The sequence below is a fragment of the Stenotrophomonas sp. CC22-02 genome (assembly GCF_004365115.1).
GTDB lineage: Bacteria > Pseudomonadota > Gammaproteobacteria > Xanthomonadales > Xanthomonadaceae > Stenotrophomonas > Stenotrophomonas forensis.
On sequence record NZ_SOCO01000001.1, the window covers coordinates 376,890 to 392,264 of the forward strand.

The 15,375-nt window shown below is 62.8% G+C and carries 27 protein-coding genes; all 27 read left to right on the forward strand.

Annotation, left to right across the window (positions count from 1 at the left end):
• Positions 1-16: 16 nt before the first annotated feature.
• The 27 genes from tuf to rpoA all read left to right on the forward strand — a co-directional run bounded on the left by tuf (position 17) and on the right by rpoA (position 15,279).
• Positions 17-1,207: an elongation factor Tu gene (gene tuf / locus N440_RS01700; RefSeq protein ID WP_004154360.1), complete on the forward strand. Its 1,191-nt coding sequence runs from the start codon at positions 17-19 to the stop codon at positions 1,205-1,207.
• Positions 1,208-1,539: 332 nt separating this feature from the next.
• The gene (gene rpsJ, locus N440_RS01705) at positions 1,540-1,851 is read left to right on the forward strand and encodes a 30S ribosomal protein S10 (RefSeq protein WP_005408208.1); all 312 of its coding nucleotides are present in this window, start codon (positions 1,540-1,542) and stop codon (positions 1,849-1,851) included.
• An 11-nt stretch (positions 1,852-1,862) separates the two neighbouring features.
• The gene (rplC, locus tag N440_RS01710) at positions 1,863-2,513 is read left to right on the forward strand and encodes a 50S ribosomal protein L3 (protein WP_004145336.1); all 651 of its coding nucleotides are present in this window, start codon (positions 1,863-1,865) and stop codon (positions 2,511-2,513) included.
• Positions 2,514-2,525: 12 nt separating this feature from the next.
• Positions 2,526-3,131 carry a 50S ribosomal protein L4 gene (rplD, locus tag N440_RS01715; RefSeq protein ID WP_004145337.1) on the forward strand — a complete coding sequence of 202 codons (606 nt, stop codon included), beginning with the start codon at positions 2,526-2,528 and terminating at the stop codon, positions 3,129-3,131.
• The gene (rplW, locus tag N440_RS01720; RefSeq protein WP_004145338.1) at positions 3,128-3,427 is read left to right on the forward strand and encodes a 50S ribosomal protein L23; all 300 of its coding nucleotides are present in this window, start codon (positions 3,128-3,130) and stop codon (positions 3,425-3,427) included. Before rplD ends, rplW begins: the two co-directional genes overlap by 4 nt.
• A 10-nt stretch (positions 3,428-3,437) precedes the next feature.
• Positions 3,438-4,265, forward strand: a complete 828-nt coding sequence (gene rplB / locus N440_RS01725; RefSeq protein WP_004145339.1) for a 50S ribosomal protein L2 — start codon at positions 3,438-3,440, stop codon at positions 4,263-4,265.
• A gap of 6 nt (positions 4,266-4,271) precedes the next feature.
• Entirely contained in the window at positions 4,272-4,541 is a 270-nt protein-coding gene (gene rpsS, locus N440_RS01730) for a 30S ribosomal protein S19 (protein WP_004154485.1), read from the forward strand.
• A gap of 12 nt (positions 4,542-4,553) precedes the next feature.
• Positions 4,554-4,889: a 50S ribosomal protein L22 gene (gene rplV, locus N440_RS01735; RefSeq protein ID WP_004145348.1), complete on the forward strand. Its 336-nt coding sequence runs from the start codon at positions 4,554-4,556 to the stop codon at positions 4,887-4,889.
• A gap of 18 nt (positions 4,890-4,907) precedes the next feature.
• Positions 4,908-5,642 (forward strand): 30S ribosomal protein S3, encoded by a 735-nt coding sequence (gene rpsC, locus N440_RS01740; protein WP_004145350.1) that lies wholly within the window; start codon positions 4,908-4,910, stop codon positions 5,640-5,642.
• Between the two features lie 5 nt (positions 5,643-5,647).
• Entirely contained in the window at positions 5,648-6,061 is a 414-nt protein-coding gene (rplP, locus tag N440_RS01745; RefSeq protein ID WP_004154486.1) for a 50S ribosomal protein L16, read from the forward strand.
• A complete protein-coding gene (gene rpmC / locus N440_RS01750; RefSeq protein WP_004154487.1) occupies positions 6,061-6,246 on the forward strand; it encodes a 50S ribosomal protein L29 in 186 nt (61 codons plus the stop codon). Before rplP ends, rpmC begins: the two co-directional genes overlap by 1 nt.
• A gap of 11 nt (positions 6,247-6,257) precedes the next feature.
• On the forward strand, positions 6,258-6,527 hold the full coding sequence (rpsQ, locus tag N440_RS01755) for a 30S ribosomal protein S17 (RefSeq protein WP_004154489.1): 270 nt from the start codon (positions 6,258-6,260) through the stop codon (positions 6,525-6,527).
• Between the two features lie 12 nt (positions 6,528-6,539).
• Positions 6,540-6,908, forward strand: a complete 369-nt coding sequence (gene rplN / locus N440_RS01760; protein WP_004145357.1) for a 50S ribosomal protein L14 — start codon at positions 6,540-6,542, stop codon at positions 6,906-6,908.
• Positions 6,909-6,924: 16 nt separating this feature from the next.
• A complete protein-coding gene (gene rplX / locus N440_RS01765; protein ID WP_004154490.1) occupies positions 6,925-7,242 on the forward strand; it encodes a 50S ribosomal protein L24 in 318 nt (105 codons plus the stop codon).
• Between the two features lie 11 nt (positions 7,243-7,253).
• Positions 7,254-7,796, forward strand: a complete 543-nt coding sequence (gene rplE / locus N440_RS01770) for a 50S ribosomal protein L5 (RefSeq protein WP_004154491.1) — start codon at positions 7,254-7,256, stop codon at positions 7,794-7,796.
• Positions 7,797-7,814: 18 nt separating this feature from the next.
• Positions 7,815-8,120: a 30S ribosomal protein S14 gene (gene rpsN, locus N440_RS01775; protein WP_005408209.1), complete on the forward strand. Its 306-nt coding sequence runs from the start codon at positions 7,815-7,817 to the stop codon at positions 8,118-8,120.
• Between the two features lie 259 nt (positions 8,121-8,379).
• The gene (gene rpsH, locus N440_RS01780) at positions 8,380-8,778 is read left to right on the forward strand and encodes a 30S ribosomal protein S8 (RefSeq protein WP_005408210.1); all 399 of its coding nucleotides are present in this window, start codon (positions 8,380-8,382) and stop codon (positions 8,776-8,778) included.
• Between the two features lie 18 nt (positions 8,779-8,796).
• Positions 8,797-9,321 carry a 50S ribosomal protein L6 gene (gene rplF, locus N440_RS01785; RefSeq protein WP_133933899.1) on the forward strand — a complete coding sequence of 175 codons (525 nt, stop codon included), beginning with the start codon at positions 8,797-8,799 and terminating at the stop codon, positions 9,319-9,321.
• 80 nt (positions 9,322-9,401) lie between these two features.
• Positions 9,402-9,761, forward strand: coding sequence for a 50S ribosomal protein L18 (rplR, locus tag N440_RS01790; RefSeq protein WP_024957318.1), 360 nt, complete (start codon positions 9,402-9,404; stop codon positions 9,759-9,761).
• Positions 9,762-9,922: 161 nt separating this feature from the next.
• A complete protein-coding gene (gene rpsE / locus N440_RS01795; RefSeq protein WP_004154496.1) occupies positions 9,923-10,465 on the forward strand; it encodes a 30S ribosomal protein S5 in 543 nt (180 codons plus the stop codon).
• A complete protein-coding gene (rpmD, locus tag N440_RS01800) occupies positions 10,458-10,649 on the forward strand; it encodes a 50S ribosomal protein L30 (protein WP_004154497.1) in 192 nt (63 codons plus the stop codon). The genes rpsE and rpmD overlap by 8 nt, the downstream gene beginning before the upstream one ends.
• 6 nt (positions 10,650-10,655) lie before the next feature.
• Complete coding sequence (gene rplO, locus N440_RS01805; RefSeq protein WP_004154498.1) at positions 10,656-11,099, forward strand: 50S ribosomal protein L15; 444 nt, start codon at positions 10,656-10,658, stop codon at positions 11,097-11,099.
• A gap of 7 nt (positions 11,100-11,106) precedes the next feature.
• Positions 11,107-12,474 (forward strand): preprotein translocase subunit SecY, encoded by a 1,368-nt coding sequence (gene secY / locus N440_RS01810; RefSeq protein ID WP_004154499.1) that lies wholly within the window; start codon positions 11,107-11,109, stop codon positions 12,472-12,474.
• Positions 12,475-12,821: 347 nt separating this feature from the next.
• Positions 12,822-13,178: a 30S ribosomal protein S13 gene (rpsM, locus tag N440_RS01815; protein WP_004154500.1), complete on the forward strand. Its 357-nt coding sequence runs from the start codon at positions 12,822-12,824 to the stop codon at positions 13,176-13,178.
• Positions 13,179-13,189: 11 nt separating this feature from the next.
• Entirely contained in the window at positions 13,190-13,579 is a 390-nt protein-coding gene (gene rpsK / locus N440_RS01820) for a 30S ribosomal protein S11 (protein WP_004145443.1), read from the forward strand.
• Between the two features lie 15 nt (positions 13,580-13,594).
• Positions 13,595-14,224 (forward strand): 30S ribosomal protein S4, encoded by a 630-nt coding sequence (rpsD, locus tag N440_RS01825; protein ID WP_004145446.1) that lies wholly within the window; start codon positions 13,595-13,597, stop codon positions 14,222-14,224.
• Positions 14,225-14,280: 56 nt separating this feature from the next.
• A complete protein-coding gene (rpoA, locus tag N440_RS01830; protein ID WP_004145453.1) occupies positions 14,281-15,279 on the forward strand; it encodes a DNA-directed RNA polymerase subunit alpha in 999 nt (332 codons plus the stop codon).
• The last annotated feature ends 96 nt before the right edge of the window (positions 15,280-15,375 follow it).

The following is a 15,375-nucleotide window of genomic DNA, read 5'->3' on the forward strand; positions in this document are numbered from 1 at the left end:
TTCGAGATAAGCAGCCATGGCCAAGGGTAAGTTCGAGCGCACCAAGCCGCACGTCAACGTCGGCACCATCGGTCACGTCGACCACGGCAAGACCACGCTGACCGCCGCACTGACCAAGATCGGTGCCGAGCGCTTCGGTGGCGAGTTCAAGGACTACTCCTCGATCGACGCCGCGCCGGAAGAAAAGGCTCGTGGTATCACGATCTCGACCGCGCACGTCGAATACGAATCCCCGGTCCGTCACTACGCCCACGTCGATTGCCCGGGCCACGCTGACTACGTCAAGAACATGATCACCGGTGCCGCCCAGATGGACGGCGCGATCCTGGTCTGCTCGGCCGCTGACGGCCCGATGCCGCAGACCCGCGAGCACATCCTGCTGTCGCGTCAGGTCGGCGTGCCGTACATCGTCGTGTTCCTGAACAAGGCCGACATGGTTGACGACGCCGAGCTGCTCGAGCTGGTCGAGATGGAAGTGCGCGAGCTGCTGAGCAAGTACGACTTCCCGGGCGACGACACCCCGATCATCGCCGGTTCGGCCCGTCTGGCGCTGGAAGGCGACCAGAGCGACATCGGCGTGCCGGCCATCCTGAAGCTGGTCGACGCCCTGGACAGCTGGATCCCGGAGCCGGAGCGCGCAATCGACAAGCCGTTCCTGATGCCGGTGGAAGACGTGTTCTCGATCTCGGGCCGCGGCACCGTGGTGACCGGTCGTATCGAGCGCGGCGTGATCAAGGTTGGCGACGAAATCGAAATCGTCGGCATCCGTCCGGTGCAGAAGACCACCGTGACCGGCGTTGAAATGTTCCGCAAGCTGCTGGACCAGGGTCAGGCAGGCGACAACGCTGGCCTGCTGCTGCGCGGCACCAAGCGTGACGACGTCGAGCGTGGCCAGGTCCTGGCCAAGCCGGGTTCGATCAAGCCGCACACCAAGTTCGAAGGCGAAGTGTACGTCCTGTCGAAGGACGAAGGCGGCCGCCACACCCCGTTCTTCAACGGCTACCGCCCGCAGTTCTACTTCCGCACCACCGACATCACCGGCGCAGCTGCACTGCCGGAAGGCGTCGAGATGGTGATGCCGGGTGACAACGTCAAGATGGTCGTCACCCTGATCAACCCGGTGGCAATGGACGAAGGCCTGCGCTTCGCCATCCGCGAAGGCGGCCGTACCGTCGGCGCCGGCGTGGTCTCGAAGATCATCGAGTAATCTGGTAGTATCTGCGCCCCGATGTTGCCTGGGTAGGGCATCGGGGCGTATCAAATGGGAAAGCAGGCACAGGATGTGCCTTGTGTTCCCCGGACCAGGAAGGGTCAATGCCATTCAGGCGGCGTCAACAGGCGACTGTTGACAGCTGCCTTGCGTGCCATTATGCTTCTACGTCTGGGCAGGCCTGGGAACGGGTCTGCCTACGTTTTTGAGGTCTACGGATTGACCTTGTCGGCCTGCAGGAGTGTGGGCCGTCTGTATTCAGGAATTTCATGGGGCAAAGCAACCCAGAGGCTTTGTCTGTCGCTCTTTTAACGAAGGAACCTACCGCCATGGCGGACCAAAAGATCCGGATCCGGCTGAAAGCGTTCGATCATCGTCTGATCGACCGTTCGGCCAGCGAGATCGTTGAAACGGCAAAGCGGACCGGCGCGCAAGTGCGTGGCCCGATCCCGCTGCCGACCAAGATCGAGCGTTACACCGTTCTCGTCTCCCCGCACGTCGACAAGGACGCGCGTGACCAGTACGAGACCCGCACGCACAAGCGCGTGCTCGATATCGTTGACCCGAATGACAAGACCGTGGACGCGCTGATGAAGCTCGAACTGGCTGCCGGCGTCGACGTTCAGATCAAGCTGACCTGAGGACTACGACCATGACGAAGAAGTATTCGTTGGGCTTCGTGGGCCGCAAGGCTGGCATGAGCCGCGTGTTCACTGAAGATGGCCGCTCCATCCCGGTGACCCTGATCGAAGCAACCCCGAACCGCATCGCGCAGATCAAGACCGTCGAAACCGACGGCTACAGCGCCGTGCAGGTGACCGTCGGCGCGCGTCGCGCTGCCCTGGTCAACAAGCCGGAAGCCGGCCACTTCGCCAAGGCGAAGGTGGAAGCGGGTCGTGGCCTGTGGGAATTCCGCGTTGAAGACGCGCAGCTCGGCGATTTCGCCGTTGGCGGCGAAGTCAAGGCGGACATCTTCGAAGTCGGCCAGATCGTCGACGTCCAGGGTGTCACCAAGGGTAAGGGCTTCCAGGGCACCATCAAGCGCCACAACTTCCGTATGGGCGATGCAACCCACGGTAACTCGCTGTCGCATCGCGCGCCGGGTTCGCTGGGTCAGCGCCAGACCCCGGGTCGTGTTTTCCCGGGCAAGAAGATGTCGGGCCACATGGGCGCGGTGCAGCAGAGCACCCAGAACCTGGAAGTGGTCAAGGTCGACGTCGAGCGCGGTCTGATCGCGGTTCGCGGCGCCGTTCCGGGCGCGGCGGGTGGCGACGTGATCGTCCGTCCGGCGAGCAAGGCATAAGGAGAGATGACGATGGAACTCGTTATCACGGGTAGCAACAACAAGGTCTCGGTCTCCGACGCCGTGTTCGGTCGCGATTTCAGCGAAGATCTGGTCCACCAGGTCGTCGTTGCCTACCGCAACGCCGGTCGCGCCGGCACCAAGGCACAGAAGACTCGCTCTGAAGTGGCTGGTACCACCAAGAAGTCGAAGAAGCAGAAGGGCGGCGGCGCGCGTCATGGCGCACTGACGGCTCCGATCTTCGTCGGCGGCGGTGTCACCTTCGCGGCCAAGCCGCGCAGCTTCGAGCAGAAGGTCAATCGTAAGCAGTACCGTGCCGCCATGTGCGCGATCCTGTCCGAGCTGAACCGTCAGGGCCGTCTGACCATCGTGGAGTCCTTCGATGTCGAAGTGACCAACACGAAGGGTCTGATCGCCAAGCTGGCCGGCCTGGAAGTGGGCAAGCGCCCGCTGATCGTCACTGAAGAAGCCTCCGAGCACCTGTACCTGTCCGCCCGCAATCTGCCGTACGTGCAGGTGCGTGATGTGCAGGGTCTGGACCCGGTGTCGCTGGTCGGTGCCGACACGGTCGTCATCACCGCTGACGCGGTCAAGAAGGTCGAGGAGTGGCTGGCATGAACAGCAACGAAAAAATCTTCAGCGTGCTGCGTGCCCCGCGTGTCTCCGAAAAGACCGCGCGCCTGCAGGAACTCTCCAACCAGTATGTCTTCGAAGTTTCGAACGAAGCCACCAAGGCCGATGTAAAGGCCGCGGTTGAGCAGCTGTTCGACGTCAAGGTCGAAGCCGTCAACGTGGTCAACGTCAAGGGCAAGAACAAGTCCTTCCGTAACCGTGCTGGCCGCCGCGGCGATTGGCGCAAGGCGTACGTTCGCCTGGCCGACGGCCAGTCGATCGATGTAACGGCCAAGGCCTGAGGTACATCCCATGCCATTGATGAAATTCAAGCCCACCTCCCCCGGCCGCCGTTCGGCCGTGCGCGTGGTCACCCCCGACCTGCACAAGGGTGCTCCGCACGCCGCGCTGGTCGAGTCGCAGAGCCGCTCGGGTGGTCGTAACCACCATGGCCGCATCACCGTGCGTCACGTCGGTGGTGGTGCCAAGCAGCACTACCGCATCATCGACTTCAAGCGCAACAAGCTGGGCATCCCGGCGCGCGTGGAACGCATCGAATACGATCCGAACCGCACCGCCCACATCGCCCTGCTGTGCTACGTCGACGGTGAGCGTCGCTACATCATCGCCCCGAAGGGCCTGAAGGCTGGTGATCAGGTGATCGCTGGTTCGGACGCCCCGATCAAGGCTGGCAACACCCTGCCGCTGCGCAACATCCCGGTCGGCACCACCATCCACTGCATCGAGCTGAAGCCGGGCAAGGGCGCTCAGATCGCTCGCGCCGCTGGTGCGGCCGTGCAGCTGGTGGCTCGCGAAGGCATCTACGCCACCCTGCGCCTGCGCTCGGGTGAAATGCGCAAGGTTCCGGTCGAGTGCTGCGCCACCATCGGCGAAGTCGGCAACGACGAGCACAGCCTGGAAAAGCTGGGCAAGGCCGGTGCCAAGCGTTGGCGCGGCGTCCGCCCGACCGTTCGTGGTGCTGCCATGAACCCGGTTGACCACCCGCACGGTGGTGGTGAGGCCAAGGCCGGCCAGGGTAACCCGCATCCGGTCACCCCGTGGGGTGTCCCGACCAAGGGTTACAAGACGCGCCATAACAAGCGCACTCAGCAGTTCATCGTCCGCGATCGTAGGGGCTAATCGACCATGGCACGTTCACTCAAGAAGGGCCCGTTCGTCGATCACCACCTCGTCAAGAAGGTGGAGGCCGCTGCGGGCAGCAAGAAGCCGATCAAGACCTGGTCGCGCCGTTCGATGATCCTGCCTGACATGGTAGGCGTCACCATTGCCGTGCATAACGGCAAGAACCACATCCCGGTTCTCGTCAACGAGAACATGGTCGGCCACAAGCTCGGCGAATTTGCCATCACCCGGACCTTCAAGGGTCACGGTGGTGACAAGAAGTCGGGCAAGTAAGGAGAGATGACAATGGAAGCGAAAGCCATCCTGCGCACTGCGCGCATCTCCCCGCAGAAGGCTCGTCTGGTCGCTGACCAGGTGCGCGGTCTGCCGGCCGAGCGTGCGGTCAACCTGCTGAAGTTCTCGGACAAGAAGGCTGCCCACCTGATCAAGAAGGTGGTGGAGTCGGCAATTGCCAACGCCGAGAACAACCAGGGCGCCGACGTCGACGAGCTGAAGGTTCAGACCATCATGGTTGATGAAGGTCCGACCCTGAAGCGTTTCATGGCGCGGGCGAAAGGCCGCGGTACCCGCATCCTCAAGCGCACCAGCCACATCACTGTGGTTGTGGGCGCCGCCAAGTAAGCGGATAAGGAAAAGACCATGGGTCATAAAGTTCATCCGATTGGTATCCGCCTCGGCATTTCCAAGGACTGGAACTCCAAGTGGTACGCCAACAAGGCCGAGTTCGCTGGTTACCTGGCAGCCGACCTGAAAGTGCGCGAAATGCTGCGCAAGAAGCTGGCTCAGGCCGGCATCAGCAAGATCCTGATCGAGCGTCCGGCCAAGACCGCTCGCGTGACGATCCACACCGCCCGTCCGGGCGTGGTGATCGGCAAGCGCGGTGAGGACATCGAGAAGCTGCGCAAGGAAGTGAGCGAGATGATGGGCGTCCCGGCGCACATCAACGTCACCGAAGTGCGCAAGCCGGAACTGGACGCGCAGCTCGTTGCCGAGTCGATCGCCCAGCAGCTGGAGCGTCGCATCATGTTCCGCCGCGCGATGAAGCGCTCGGTCGGCAACGCGATGCGCCTGGGTGCCCTGGGCATCAAGGTCAACGTCGGTGGCCGCCTCAACGGTGCAGAAATCGCCCGTTCGGAGTGGTACCGCGAAGGCCGCGTGCCGCTGCACACCCTGCGTGCCGACATCGACTATGGCTTCGCTGAAGCCAAGACGACCTACGGCATCATCGGCATCAAGGTCTGGATCTACAAGGGCGAGGTCTTCGATTTCTCCCAGGTTGGCCAGGAAAAGCAGGACGACACCCCGTCGCGCAACGATCGTCACGATCGCGGCGACCGCGGTGACCGTCAGCGCCCGGCCCGTGAAGCGAGGTAACGACAATGTTGCAACCCAAGCGAACCAAGTACCGCAAGGTACACAAGGGCCGTAACGATGGCCTGAGCTGGAGCGCCAACGCTGTCAGCTTCGGCGAGTACGGCCTGAAGGCAACCGCACACGGTCAGCTGACCGCGCGTCAGATCGAAGCGGCCCGCCGCTCGATCAGCCGCTACGTCAAGCGCGGCGGCAAGATGTGGATCCGCGTGTTCCCCGACAAGCCCATCACCAAGAAGCCCATCGAAGTCCGAATGGGTTCTGGTAAGGGTAACGTGGAATACTGGGTGGCCCAGATCCAGCCCGGCCGCATGATCTATGAAATCGAGGGTGTTTCCGAGGAAGTGGCTCGCGAGGCGTTCCGCCTGGCCGCCGCCAAGCTCTCGGTCACCACCACTTTCGTGACCCGTACGGTGCGCTGATGGATATCAAAACTCTCCGTGAAAAGTCGGCTGACGAACTCAAGGCCCACCTGATCGACCTGCGTAAGGAACAGTTCTCTGTCCGTATGCAGCAGGTCACCGGCCAGCTGCCGAAGACCCACGACATTCGCCGGGTCCGTCGCGAGATTGCTCGCGTCAAGACCCTGCTCGGCAGCACGAAGTAAGGATGGCCGCTATGAGCGACAATACTGAAAAGAAGACGCTGCGCACGGTCGAAGGCCGTGTCGTCAGCAACAAGATGGACAAGACGGTTACCGTCCTGGTTGAGCGTCAGGTCAAGCACGCGCTGTACGGCAAGTACATCAAGCGCTCGACCAAGCTGCACGCCCACGATGCCGACAACGCCTGCAAGGAAGGCGATGTCGTCCGCGTGACCGAGATTGCTCCGATGTCCAAGACCAAGAACTGGCGCGTGGTGGAAGTCATCACGCGTGCGGCTGAATAAGGAGTCTGAATCATGATCCAGATGCAGAGCTACCTTGACGTCGCGGACAATTCGGGTGCCAAGCAGGTGATGTGCTTCAAGGTGCTGGGTGGTTCCAAGCGCCGTTACGCCGGCATCGGCGACATCATCAAGGTCACCGTGAAGGATGCGATTCCGCGCGGCAAGGTCAAGAAGGGTGAAGTGTATGACGCCGTCGTGGTGCGTACCCGCAAGGGTGTGCGTCGCGCCGATGGCTCGCTGATCCGCTTCGACGGCAACGCTGCCGTTCTGCTGAACAGCAAGCAGGAGCCGATCGGTACCCGTATCTTCGGGCCGGTGACCCGTGAACTTCGTTCGGAGAAGTTCATGAAGATCGTCTCGCTCGCTCCCGAAGTGCTGTGAGCGACAGGAGATAATCATGGCTAACCGTATCAAGAAGGGCGACCAGGTTGTCGTCAACGCTGGCAAGGACAAGGGCAAGCAGGGCGAAGTCGTCCGCGTCGACGGCGACCGTGTGGTCGTCGCCAACGTGAACATCGTCAAGCGCCACACCAAGCCGAACCCGCAGGCAGGTGTTGCCGGCGGCGTGGTCGAGCGCGAAGCTTCGATCCATATCTCCAACGTGAATGTTCTGAACCCGGCTTCGGGCAAGGGCGAACGCGTTGGCTTCAAGGTGCTGGAGGATGGACGCAAACTGCGTGTGTTCCGCTCCAGCGGTGAGGCGCTCGACGCCTGAGGAATGAGAAGATGAGTTCCCGTCTCGAAAAGTTCTACAAGGACGAAGTGGTGCCGGCGCTGATGAAGCAGTTCGGCTACACCAATCCGATGGAAGTGCCGAAGCTGGTCAAGGTCACCCTGAACATGGGTGTCGGCGAAGCGGCCACCAACAAGAAGATCCTGGAAAACGCCGTCGGCGACATGACCAAGATTTCCGGCCAGAAGCCGGTTGTCACCAAGTCGCGTGTGTCGGTTGCGTCGTTCAAGATCCGCGATGGTTGGCCGATCGGCTGCAAGACCACGCTGCGTCGCCACAAGATGTACGAGTTCCTGGATCGCCTGATCAACATCTCGCTGCCGCGCGTGCGCGACTTCCGTGGTGTTTCCGGTCGTTCCTTCGACGGCCGCGGCAACTTCAACATGGGTGTGAAGGAGCAGATCATCTTCCCGGAAATCGACTTCGACGCCGTCGACGCGATCCGCGGTATGGATATCGCCATCACCACCACTGCGAAGACCGATGCGGAAGCGAAGGCGCTGCTGGCAGCGTTCAAGTTCCCGTTCCGTAACTGATCCGTCGAGGAAACCGAAATGGCAAAGACCTCCATGGTCAACCGCGACATCAAGCGGGAAAAGCTGGCAAAGAAGTACGCTGAAAAGCGTGCGGCTCTGAAGAAGATCGTGTCCTCCGTGGACGCGACCTACGAAGAGAAGATCGACGCCGCAACCAAGCTGGCCAAGCTGCCGCGCGATTCGTCGCCGAGCCGCCAGCGCAACCGTTGCGAGCTGTCGGGTCGTCCGCGTGGCGTGTACAGCAAGTTCGGCCTCGGCCGCAACAAGCTGCGCGAAGCCACCATGCGCGGCGACGTCCCGGGTCTGCGCAAGGCCAGCTGGTAATCCCAGCCGGCCCTGCGATCAGGAGCCCCCTCGGGGGTTCCTGAACCGGGGCAGGGGAGGCGTTCAGCCTTCCCTGAGCAAAAAAACCGAAGAGCCCGGCGCAAGCCGGGCTCTTTTGGCGTATACTCCCGCGTCTTGCCCTGTGCAAACGGGGTTGCAGGAGCGGGTCTCTGGCCCGCTGCATCAAGGGACCTGGCCCGTTTCCAGGAGACAACAGATTTTCGCGAAAGCGGATATCGGTGCACTCAAAGGTACTCATATGAGCATGACTGATCCCATCGCCGACCTGCTGGTCCGCATCAAGAATGCGGCCGCGGTTGGCAAGCAGACGGTGAAAGCCCCGTCGTCCAAGATCAAGGTTGCGATCGCCCAGGTCCTGAAGGACGAGGGTTACATCACCGACCTGCGCGTGACCCAGCTGGAAAACAACAAGTCCGAGCTGGAAATCGTGCTGAAGTATTTCGAAGGCAAGCCGGTCATCGCGACCCTGAAGCGCTTCTCGCGTTCGGGCCTGCGCCAGTACCGCGGCAAGAGCGAGCTGCCGAAGGTCATGAACGGCCTGGGTATCTCCATCATTTCCACCTCCAAGGGCATCATGACTGATGCGCAGGCGCGCCAGCTGGGCGTCGGCGGCGAAGTCCTGTGCTTCGTGGCCTAAGGCGAGAGGAGTAGAACTATGTCCCGCGTAGCCAAGAAGCCCGTCACCCTGGGCAAGGTTGAACTGAACGTCCAGCCGGAAAGCGTCACCGTCAAGGGCCCGAAGGGCACCCTGTCGCTGCCGAAGCCGGCTGGCATTGCCATCAACGTCGACAACGGCGTTGCCACCCTGAGCGCCGAGAACGCCGAGCTGGTCGCGCTGACCGGTACCGTCCGCGCGATCCTGGCCAACATGGTCAAGGGCGTGTCCGAAGGCTTCGAGCGCAAGCTGGAGCTGGTCGGCGTGGGTTACCGTGCTGCCATGCAGGGCAAGGATCTGAGCCTGTCGCTCGGTTTCTCGCACCCGGTCGTGTTCGTGGCGCCGGAAGGCATCACCATCACCACCCCGACCCAGACCGAGATCCTGGTCCAGGGCGCTGACAAGCAGGTCGTCGGTGAAGTCGCCGCCAAGATCCGTGCGTTCCGCAAGCCGGAACCGTACAAGGGCAAGGGCGTGAAGTACTCCGACGAAGTCATCATCCGTAAGGAAGCCAAGAAGGCGTAAGCGCGAGTCCCTCGGAAGAGCTCGCACATCCTTGTGCGGACTCCTCAGGGAAAAGCCCAACCTTCAGCTTTCAAGGAATAATCAAAATGAACAAGAACATCGCCCGCCTGCGTCGCGCCAAGTCGACCCGCGCCCACATCCGTGAGCTCGGCGTCGCCCGCCTGTCGGTGCTGCGCACCGGCCAGCACCTGTACGCCCAGGTCTTCACCGCCGACGGTTCCAAGGTGCTGGCTGCCGCCAACACCACCCAGACCGACGTCATGGAAGGCCTGAAGAACGGCAAGAACGCCGATGCCGCTGCCAAGGTTGGCCGCATCGTCGCTGAGCGCGCCAAGGCCGCCGGCGTCGAGAAGGTTGCCTTCGATCGTTCGGGCTACCGCTACCACGGCCGCATCAAGGCCCTGGCAGAAGCGGCCCGCGAAGCCGGCCTGCAGTTCTAAGGGATCAGGGCAGGGGGCCGATGGCCTCCTGCCCGCCTGCTCGCCAGCCTGAGCGAGGCTGGACGGCGCCGCTCTTCTGCAGTGGCCCACCGGAACGACGCGTCACTTCACAACCATAAGCGGCCTCGAGCCGTACATACCCAAACAACCAAGGAATCAACATGGCAGAAGAGCGTCAGCAGCGGGGTCGCGATCGCGACCGTAACCGCGAAGAGAAGATCGACGACGGCATGATCGAAAAGCTGGTCGCGGTCAACCGCGTCAGCAAGACCGTCAAGGGTGGCCGCCAGTTCACCTTCACCGCCTTGACCGTCGTCGGCGACGGCGAAGGCAAGGTCGGTTTCGGTTATGGCAAGGCCCGCGAAGTGCCGGTCGCCATCCAGAAGTCGATGGAACAGGCTCGCAAGAACCTGGTCAGCGTTGACCTGAACAACGGCACCCTGTGGCACACCATCAAGGATGGTCACGGCGCAGCCCGCGTGTTCATGCAGCCGGCTTCGGAAGGTACCGGTGTCATCGCCGGCGGTGCCATGCGCGCCGTGCTGGAAGCCGTTGGCGTGAAGAACGTGCTGGCCAAGGCCACCGGTTCGCGCAACCCGATCAACCTGGTGCGTGCCACCGTGAAGGGCCTGGCTGCTGCGCAGTCGCCGGCTCGCATCGCGGCCAAGCGCGGCAAGAAGGTGGAGGAACTCAACCATGGCTAATGAGTCCAACAAGACTGTGAAGGTGCGCCTGGTGCGCGGCCTGCGTGGTACCCAGTCGCGTCACCGCCTGTCGGTGCGTGCCCTGGGCCTGAACAAGCTCAACGATGTGCGTGAACTGAAGGACAGCCCGCAGGTTCGCGGTCTGATCAACACCGTTCACTACCTCGTCAAGGTTGAGGAGTAATCGATCATGACTCTGCGTCTCAATGAACTGAGCCCGGCACCGGGCGCCCGCACCGAGCGCACCCGCGTCGGTCGCGGTATCGGCTCGGGCCTGGGCAAGACCGCTGGCCGCGGCCACAAGGGTTCGTTCGCCCGTAAGGGTGGCGGCAAGATCAAGGCTGGCTTCGAAGGCGGCCAGACCCCCATGCAGCGTCGTCTGCCGAAGATCGGCTTCCGTTCGCCGATCGCCAAGGACACCGCTGAAGTGCTGCTGTACGCGCTGGACAAGCTGCCGGCCGGTGAGATCGACTTCGCCGCCCTGCGTGCTGCCAAGCTGGTCCCGAGCACCGCAAAGAAGGCCAAGGTCGTCGTCAAGGGCGAAGTGACCAAGGCGTTCACCCTGAAGGGTATTGCTGCCACGGCTGGTGCCAAGGCCGCAATCGAAGCTGCCGGCGGCAGCGTGACGGAGTAAGAAAATCATGGCGCAAGCTGGCATCGGTAACCTCGCGGGCGGAATGGGCAAGTTCACTGAACTTCGCCAACGTTTGCTGTTCGTCGTCGGGGCTTTGATCGTCTATCGCATTGGCTGCTACGTGCCGGTGCCGGGCGTCAATCCCGATGCCATGCTTGCCATGATGCAACAGCAGGGCGGCGGCATCGTGGACATGTTCAACATGTTCTCGGGCGGCGCCCTGCACCGTTTCAGCATTTTTGCGCTGAACGTGATGCCGTACATCTCGGCATCGATCGTGATGCAGCTGGCCGTGCACATCTTCCCCGCCCTGAAGGCGATGCAGAAGGAAGGTGAGTCCGGTCGCCGCAAGATCACCCAGTATTCGCGCATCGGCGCCGTGCTGCTGGCAGTGGTGCAGGGCGGCTCGATCGCGCTGGCCCTGCAGGGCCAGGTCTCGCCGTCGGGCGCTCCGGTCGTGTACGCACCGGGCATGGGCTTCGTGCTCACCGCCGTGGTCGCGCTGACCGCCGGCACCATGTTCCTGATGTGGGTCGGTGAACAGGTCACCGAGCGCGGCATCGGCAACGGCGTGTCGCTGATCATCTTCGCCGGTATCGTGGCCGGCCTGCCGGGTGCGGTCATCCACACCTTCGACGCCTACCGCGACGGCAACATCCAGTTCATCCAGCTGCTGCTGATCGCCATCGTCGTGCTCGCCTTCACCTTCTTCGTGGTGTTCGTCGAGCGTGGCCAGCGCCGGATCACGGTCAACTACGCGCGCCGCCAGGGTGGTCGCAACGCGTACATGAACCAGACCTCGTTCCTGCCGCTGAAGCTCAACATGGCCGGCGTCATCCCGGCGATCTTCGCCTCCAGCCTGCTGGCCTTCCCGGCCACCCTGGCCATGTGGTCCGGCCAGGCCGCCAACCAGAGCAGCTTCGGCCAGATCCTGCAGAAGGTCGCCAATGCCCTGGGTCCGGGCGAGCCGCTGCACATGATCGTGTTCGCTGCGCTGATCACCGGTTTCGCGTTCTTCTATACCGCGCTGGTGTTCAACTCGCAGGAAACCGCCGACAACCTGAAGAAGTCGGGCGCGCTGATTCCGGGCATTCGTCCGGGCAAGGCGACCGCCGACTACATCGACGGCGTGCTGACCCGCCTGACCGCGGCCGGCTCGGCGTACCTGGTGATCGTCTGCCTGCTGCCGGAACTGATGCGCACGCAGCTGAACGCCTCGTTCTACTTCGGCGGTACTTCGCTGCTGATCGTGGTGGTGGTGGTGATGGACTTCATCGCCCAGGTGCAGGCGCACCTGATGTCGCACCAGTACGAGAGCCTGCTGAAGAAGGCCAACCTGAAGGGCGGCAACCGCGGCGGTTTTGCCCGCGGCTGATTGGCCTGTTATACTTTCGTCTTCCTGACGTGATGGTCCCTCCGCTTCGCGGACTCCGGCCACACAAACGAAGGGCGGCCCCCGCAGCGGTTCCGGGTGGGGGTGTGATGAGGTGGTCCCGCGCTGGAGTAGCGCGGGCGGCTCCGGGGGAAACCCCAGGTCCAACCCCATCCGGCGCCGGAGCCTGGGCACACTCCCCAGGCCGGGTTCATGAAACCAATGGTTTCACGGGCTTCCATGTAAACCGGAACCTTGTTAGTATCGCTAGTTCACTTTTTTGATCCATCCTGCCGGATTGGCGTGCCCGAGGCGCGCTGTCGGCCATCACTCAGCTGGAGAACCGCGTCATGGCGCGTATTGCAGGCGTCAACCTGCCAGCCCAGAAGCACGTCTGGGTCGGGTTGCAAAGCATTTACGGCATCGGCCGTACCCGTTCGAAGAAGGTCTGCGAAGTCGCAGGCGTTGCTTCGACCACCAAGATCCGCGATCTGTCGGAGCCGGAAATCGAGCGCCTGCGCGCCGAAGTCGGCAAGTACATCGTGGAAGGCGATCTGCGCCGTGAAATCGGTATCGCGATCAAGCGCCTGATGGACCTGGGCTGCTACCGCGGCCTGCGTCACCGTCGTGGCCTCCCGCTGCGTGGCCAGCGCACCCGTACCAACGCCCGCACCCGCAAGGGTCCGCGCAAGGCGATCAAGAAGTAAGGGACTGAGAAATGGCTAAGCCCGCTGCTAAGACCAAGAAGAAGATCAAGCGCGTCGTCACCGACGGCGTTGCCCACGTCCACGCTTCGTTCAACAACACCATCGTCACCATCACCGACCGCCAGGGCAACGCTCTGTCGTGGGCGACCTCCGGTGGCGCTGGCTTCCGCGGTTCGCGCAAGTCGACCCCGTTCGCTGCCCAGGTGGCTGCTGAAAAGGCCGGTCGTGCTGCGCTGGACTACGGCGTGAAGTCGCTGGAAGTCCGCATCAAGGGCCCGGGTCCGGGCCGTGAGTCGGCCGTGCGTTCGTTGAACAACGTCGGCTACAAGATCACCAACATCATCGACGTGACGCCTATCCCGCACAACGGGTGCCGTCCGCCGAAGAAGCGTCGCGTCTAAAGGGAGCGATAAGAAATGGCTCGTTATATCGGTCCTACCTGTAAGCTCGCCCGTCGCGAAGGCGCCGACCTGTCCCTGAAGAGCCCGGCGCGTGCGCTGGACTCGAAGTGCAAGCTGGAGCAGAAGCCCGGCCAGCACGGCGCCACTGCCCGCAAGGGCAAGCTGTCCGACTACGCCACCCAGCTGCGTGAAAAGCAGAAGGTCAAGCGTATCTACGGTCTGCTGGAGCGTCAGTTCCGCAACTACTACAAGAAGGCCTCGACCAAGAAGGGCAACACCGGCGAGAACCTGCTGCAGCTGCTGGAAACCCGCCTGGACAACGTCGTCTACCGCATGGGCTTCGCCGTGACCCGTCCGGCTGCCCGTCAGCTGGTGTCGCACCGCGGCGTCACCGTGAATGGCAAGTCGGTCAACCTGGCTTCGTACCAGGTCAAGGCTGGCGACGCCATCGCTCTGTCTGAAAAGGCTGCCAAGCAGCTGCGCGTCCAGGAAGCCCTGACCGTCGCCGCCCAGCATGACCTGAGCCCGTCGTGGGTTGAAGTGGATTCCGGTAAGTTCACCGGCATCTTCAAGGCTGTTCCGGATCGTTCGGATCTGCCTGCGGACATCAACGAAGCGCTGATCGTCGAGCTGTATTCGAAGTAATTCATCATTGGAGAGCCCCCGGCGACGGCCGGGGGTTCACTAGGAGAACCCGCAACATGACGGTTACCGCCAACCAGGTTCTGCGTCCTCGCGGTCCGCAGATCGAACGCCTTACCGACACCCGTGCAAAGGTCGTTATCGAACCTTTGGAGCGGGGTTACGGGCATACGCTGGGCAATGCCCTGCGTCGCGTGCTGCTGTCGTCCATCCCGGGCTTCGCCATCACGGAAGTCGAAATCGACGGCGTGTTGCATGAGTACACCACGGTCGAAGGTCTGCAGGAGGACGTGCTCGAAGTCCTGCTGAACCTGAAGGACGTGGCCATCCGTATGCACTCCGGCGACAGCGCCACCCTGTCCCTGTCCAAGCAGGGCCCGGGCGTTGTCACCGCTGCCGACATCAAGGTTGACCACAATGTGGAAATCTTGAACGGCGACCACGTGATCTGCCACCTGACCAAGGACACGGCAGTGAACATGCGTCTGAAGATCGAACGTGGTTTCGGCTACCAGCCGGCTGCCGCGCGTCGTCGTCCGGACGAAGAAACCCGTGCCATCGGCCGCCTGGTCCTGGATGCCTCGTTCTCGCCGGTCCGCCGCGTCGCCTATGCCGTGGAAGCGGCCCGCGTCGAACAGCGTACCGACCTGGACAAGCTGGTCATCGATATCGAGACCAACGGCACCATCGACGCCGAGGAAGCCGTGCGCACCGCCGCCGACATCCTCAGCGACCAGCTGTCGGTGTTCGGTGACTTCACCCACCGCGACCGCGGTGCGGCCAAGCCGGCCAACAACGGCGTGGATCCGGTGCTGCTGCGCCCGATCGACGATCTGGAGCTGACCGTGCGTTCGGCCAACTGCCTGAAGGCCGAAAGCATCTACTACATCGGCGATCTGATCCAGAAGACCGAAGTGGAGCTGCTGAAGACCCCGAACCTGGGCAAGAAGTCGCTCACCGAGATCAAGGAAGTGCTGGCTCAGCGCGGCCTGTCCCTCGGCATGAAGCTGGAGAACTGGCCGCCGGCCGGCGTCGCCAGCCACGGCATGCTGGGCTGATATCGGTAATGCCTGGAGGCTCCACCGGCAACGGTGGAGCCTTCAACGCAACACAACATGCCACGACGAACCCCAGGTTCGCGCGGCAGGTCGTCC

Excerpts from the sequence above, each read along its gene's own strand:
- rplV (WP_004145348.1), top strand. The coding sequence starts at position 4,554 with ATGGAAGCGAAAGCCATCCTGCGCACTGCGCGCATCTCCCCGCAGAAG.
- rplD (WP_004145337.1), top strand. The coding sequence starts at position 2,526 with ATGGAACTCGTTATCACGGGTAGCAACAACAAGGTCTCGGTCTCCGAC.
- secY (WP_004154499.1), top strand. The coding sequence starts at position 11,107 with ATGGCGCAAGCTGGCATCGGTAACCTCGCGGGCGGAATGGGCAAGTTC.
- rpmD (WP_004154497.1), top strand. The coding sequence starts at position 10,458 with ATGGCTAATGAGTCCAACAAGACTGTGAAGGTGCGCCTGGTGCGCGGC.
- rplX (WP_004154490.1), top strand. The coding sequence starts at position 6,925 with ATGGCTAACCGTATCAAGAAGGGCGACCAGGTTGTCGTCAACGCTGGC.
- rpsJ (WP_005408208.1), top strand. The coding sequence starts at position 1,540 with ATGGCGGACCAAAAGATCCGGATCCGGCTGAAAGCGTTCGATCATCGT.
- rplW (WP_004145338.1), top strand. The coding sequence starts at position 3,128 with ATGAACAGCAACGAAAAAATCTTCAGCGTGCTGCGTGCCCCGCGTGTC.
- rpoA (WP_004145453.1), top strand. The coding sequence starts at position 14,281 with ATGACGGTTACCGCCAACCAGGTTCTGCGTCCTCGCGGTCCGCAGATC.
- rplC (WP_004145336.1), top strand. The coding sequence starts at position 1,863 with ATGACGAAGAAGTATTCGTTGGGCTTCGTGGGCCGCAAGGCTGGCATG.
- rplF (WP_133933899.1), top strand. The coding sequence starts at position 8,797 with ATGTCCCGCGTAGCCAAGAAGCCCGTCACCCTGGGCAAGGTTGAACTG.
- rpsD (WP_004145446.1), top strand. The coding sequence starts at position 13,595 with ATGGCTCGTTATATCGGTCCTACCTGTAAGCTCGCCCGTCGCGAAGGC.
- rpsS (WP_004154485.1), top strand. The coding sequence starts at position 4,272 with ATGGCACGTTCACTCAAGAAGGGCCCGTTCGTCGATCACCACCTCGTC.
- rplO (WP_004154498.1), top strand. The coding sequence starts at position 10,656 with ATGACTCTGCGTCTCAATGAACTGAGCCCGGCACCGGGCGCCCGCACC.
- rpsK (WP_004145443.1), top strand. The coding sequence starts at position 13,190 with ATGGCTAAGCCCGCTGCTAAGACCAAGAAGAAGATCAAGCGCGTCGTC.
- rpmC (WP_004154487.1), top strand. The coding sequence starts at position 6,061 with ATGGATATCAAAACTCTCCGTGAAAAGTCGGCTGACGAACTCAAGGCC.
- rplE (WP_004154491.1), top strand. The coding sequence starts at position 7,254 with ATGAGTTCCCGTCTCGAAAAGTTCTACAAGGACGAAGTGGTGCCGGCG.
- rpsM (WP_004154500.1), top strand. The coding sequence starts at position 12,822 with ATGGCGCGTATTGCAGGCGTCAACCTGCCAGCCCAGAAGCACGTCTGG.
- rpsH (WP_005408210.1), top strand. The coding sequence starts at position 8,380 with ATGAGCATGACTGATCCCATCGCCGACCTGCTGGTCCGCATCAAGAAT.
- rpsC (WP_004145350.1), top strand. The coding sequence starts at position 4,908 with ATGGGTCATAAAGTTCATCCGATTGGTATCCGCCTCGGCATTTCCAAG.
- rplB (WP_004145339.1), top strand. The coding sequence starts at position 3,438 with ATGCCATTGATGAAATTCAAGCCCACCTCCCCCGGCCGCCGTTCGGCC.
- tuf (WP_004154360.1), top strand. The coding sequence starts at position 17 with ATGGCCAAGGGTAAGTTCGAGCGCACCAAGCCGCACGTCAACGTCGGC.
- rpsQ (WP_004154489.1), top strand. The coding sequence starts at position 6,258 with ATGAGCGACAATACTGAAAAGAAGACGCTGCGCACGGTCGAAGGCCGT.
- rpsE (WP_004154496.1), top strand. The coding sequence starts at position 9,923 with ATGGCAGAAGAGCGTCAGCAGCGGGGTCGCGATCGCGACCGTAACCGC.
- rplN (WP_004145357.1), top strand. The coding sequence starts at position 6,540 with ATGATCCAGATGCAGAGCTACCTTGACGTCGCGGACAATTCGGGTGCC.
- rpsN (WP_005408209.1), top strand. The coding sequence starts at position 7,815 with ATGGCAAAGACCTCCATGGTCAACCGCGACATCAAGCGGGAAAAGCTG.
- rplP (WP_004154486.1), top strand. The coding sequence starts at position 5,648 with ATGTTGCAACCCAAGCGAACCAAGTACCGCAAGGTACACAAGGGCCGT.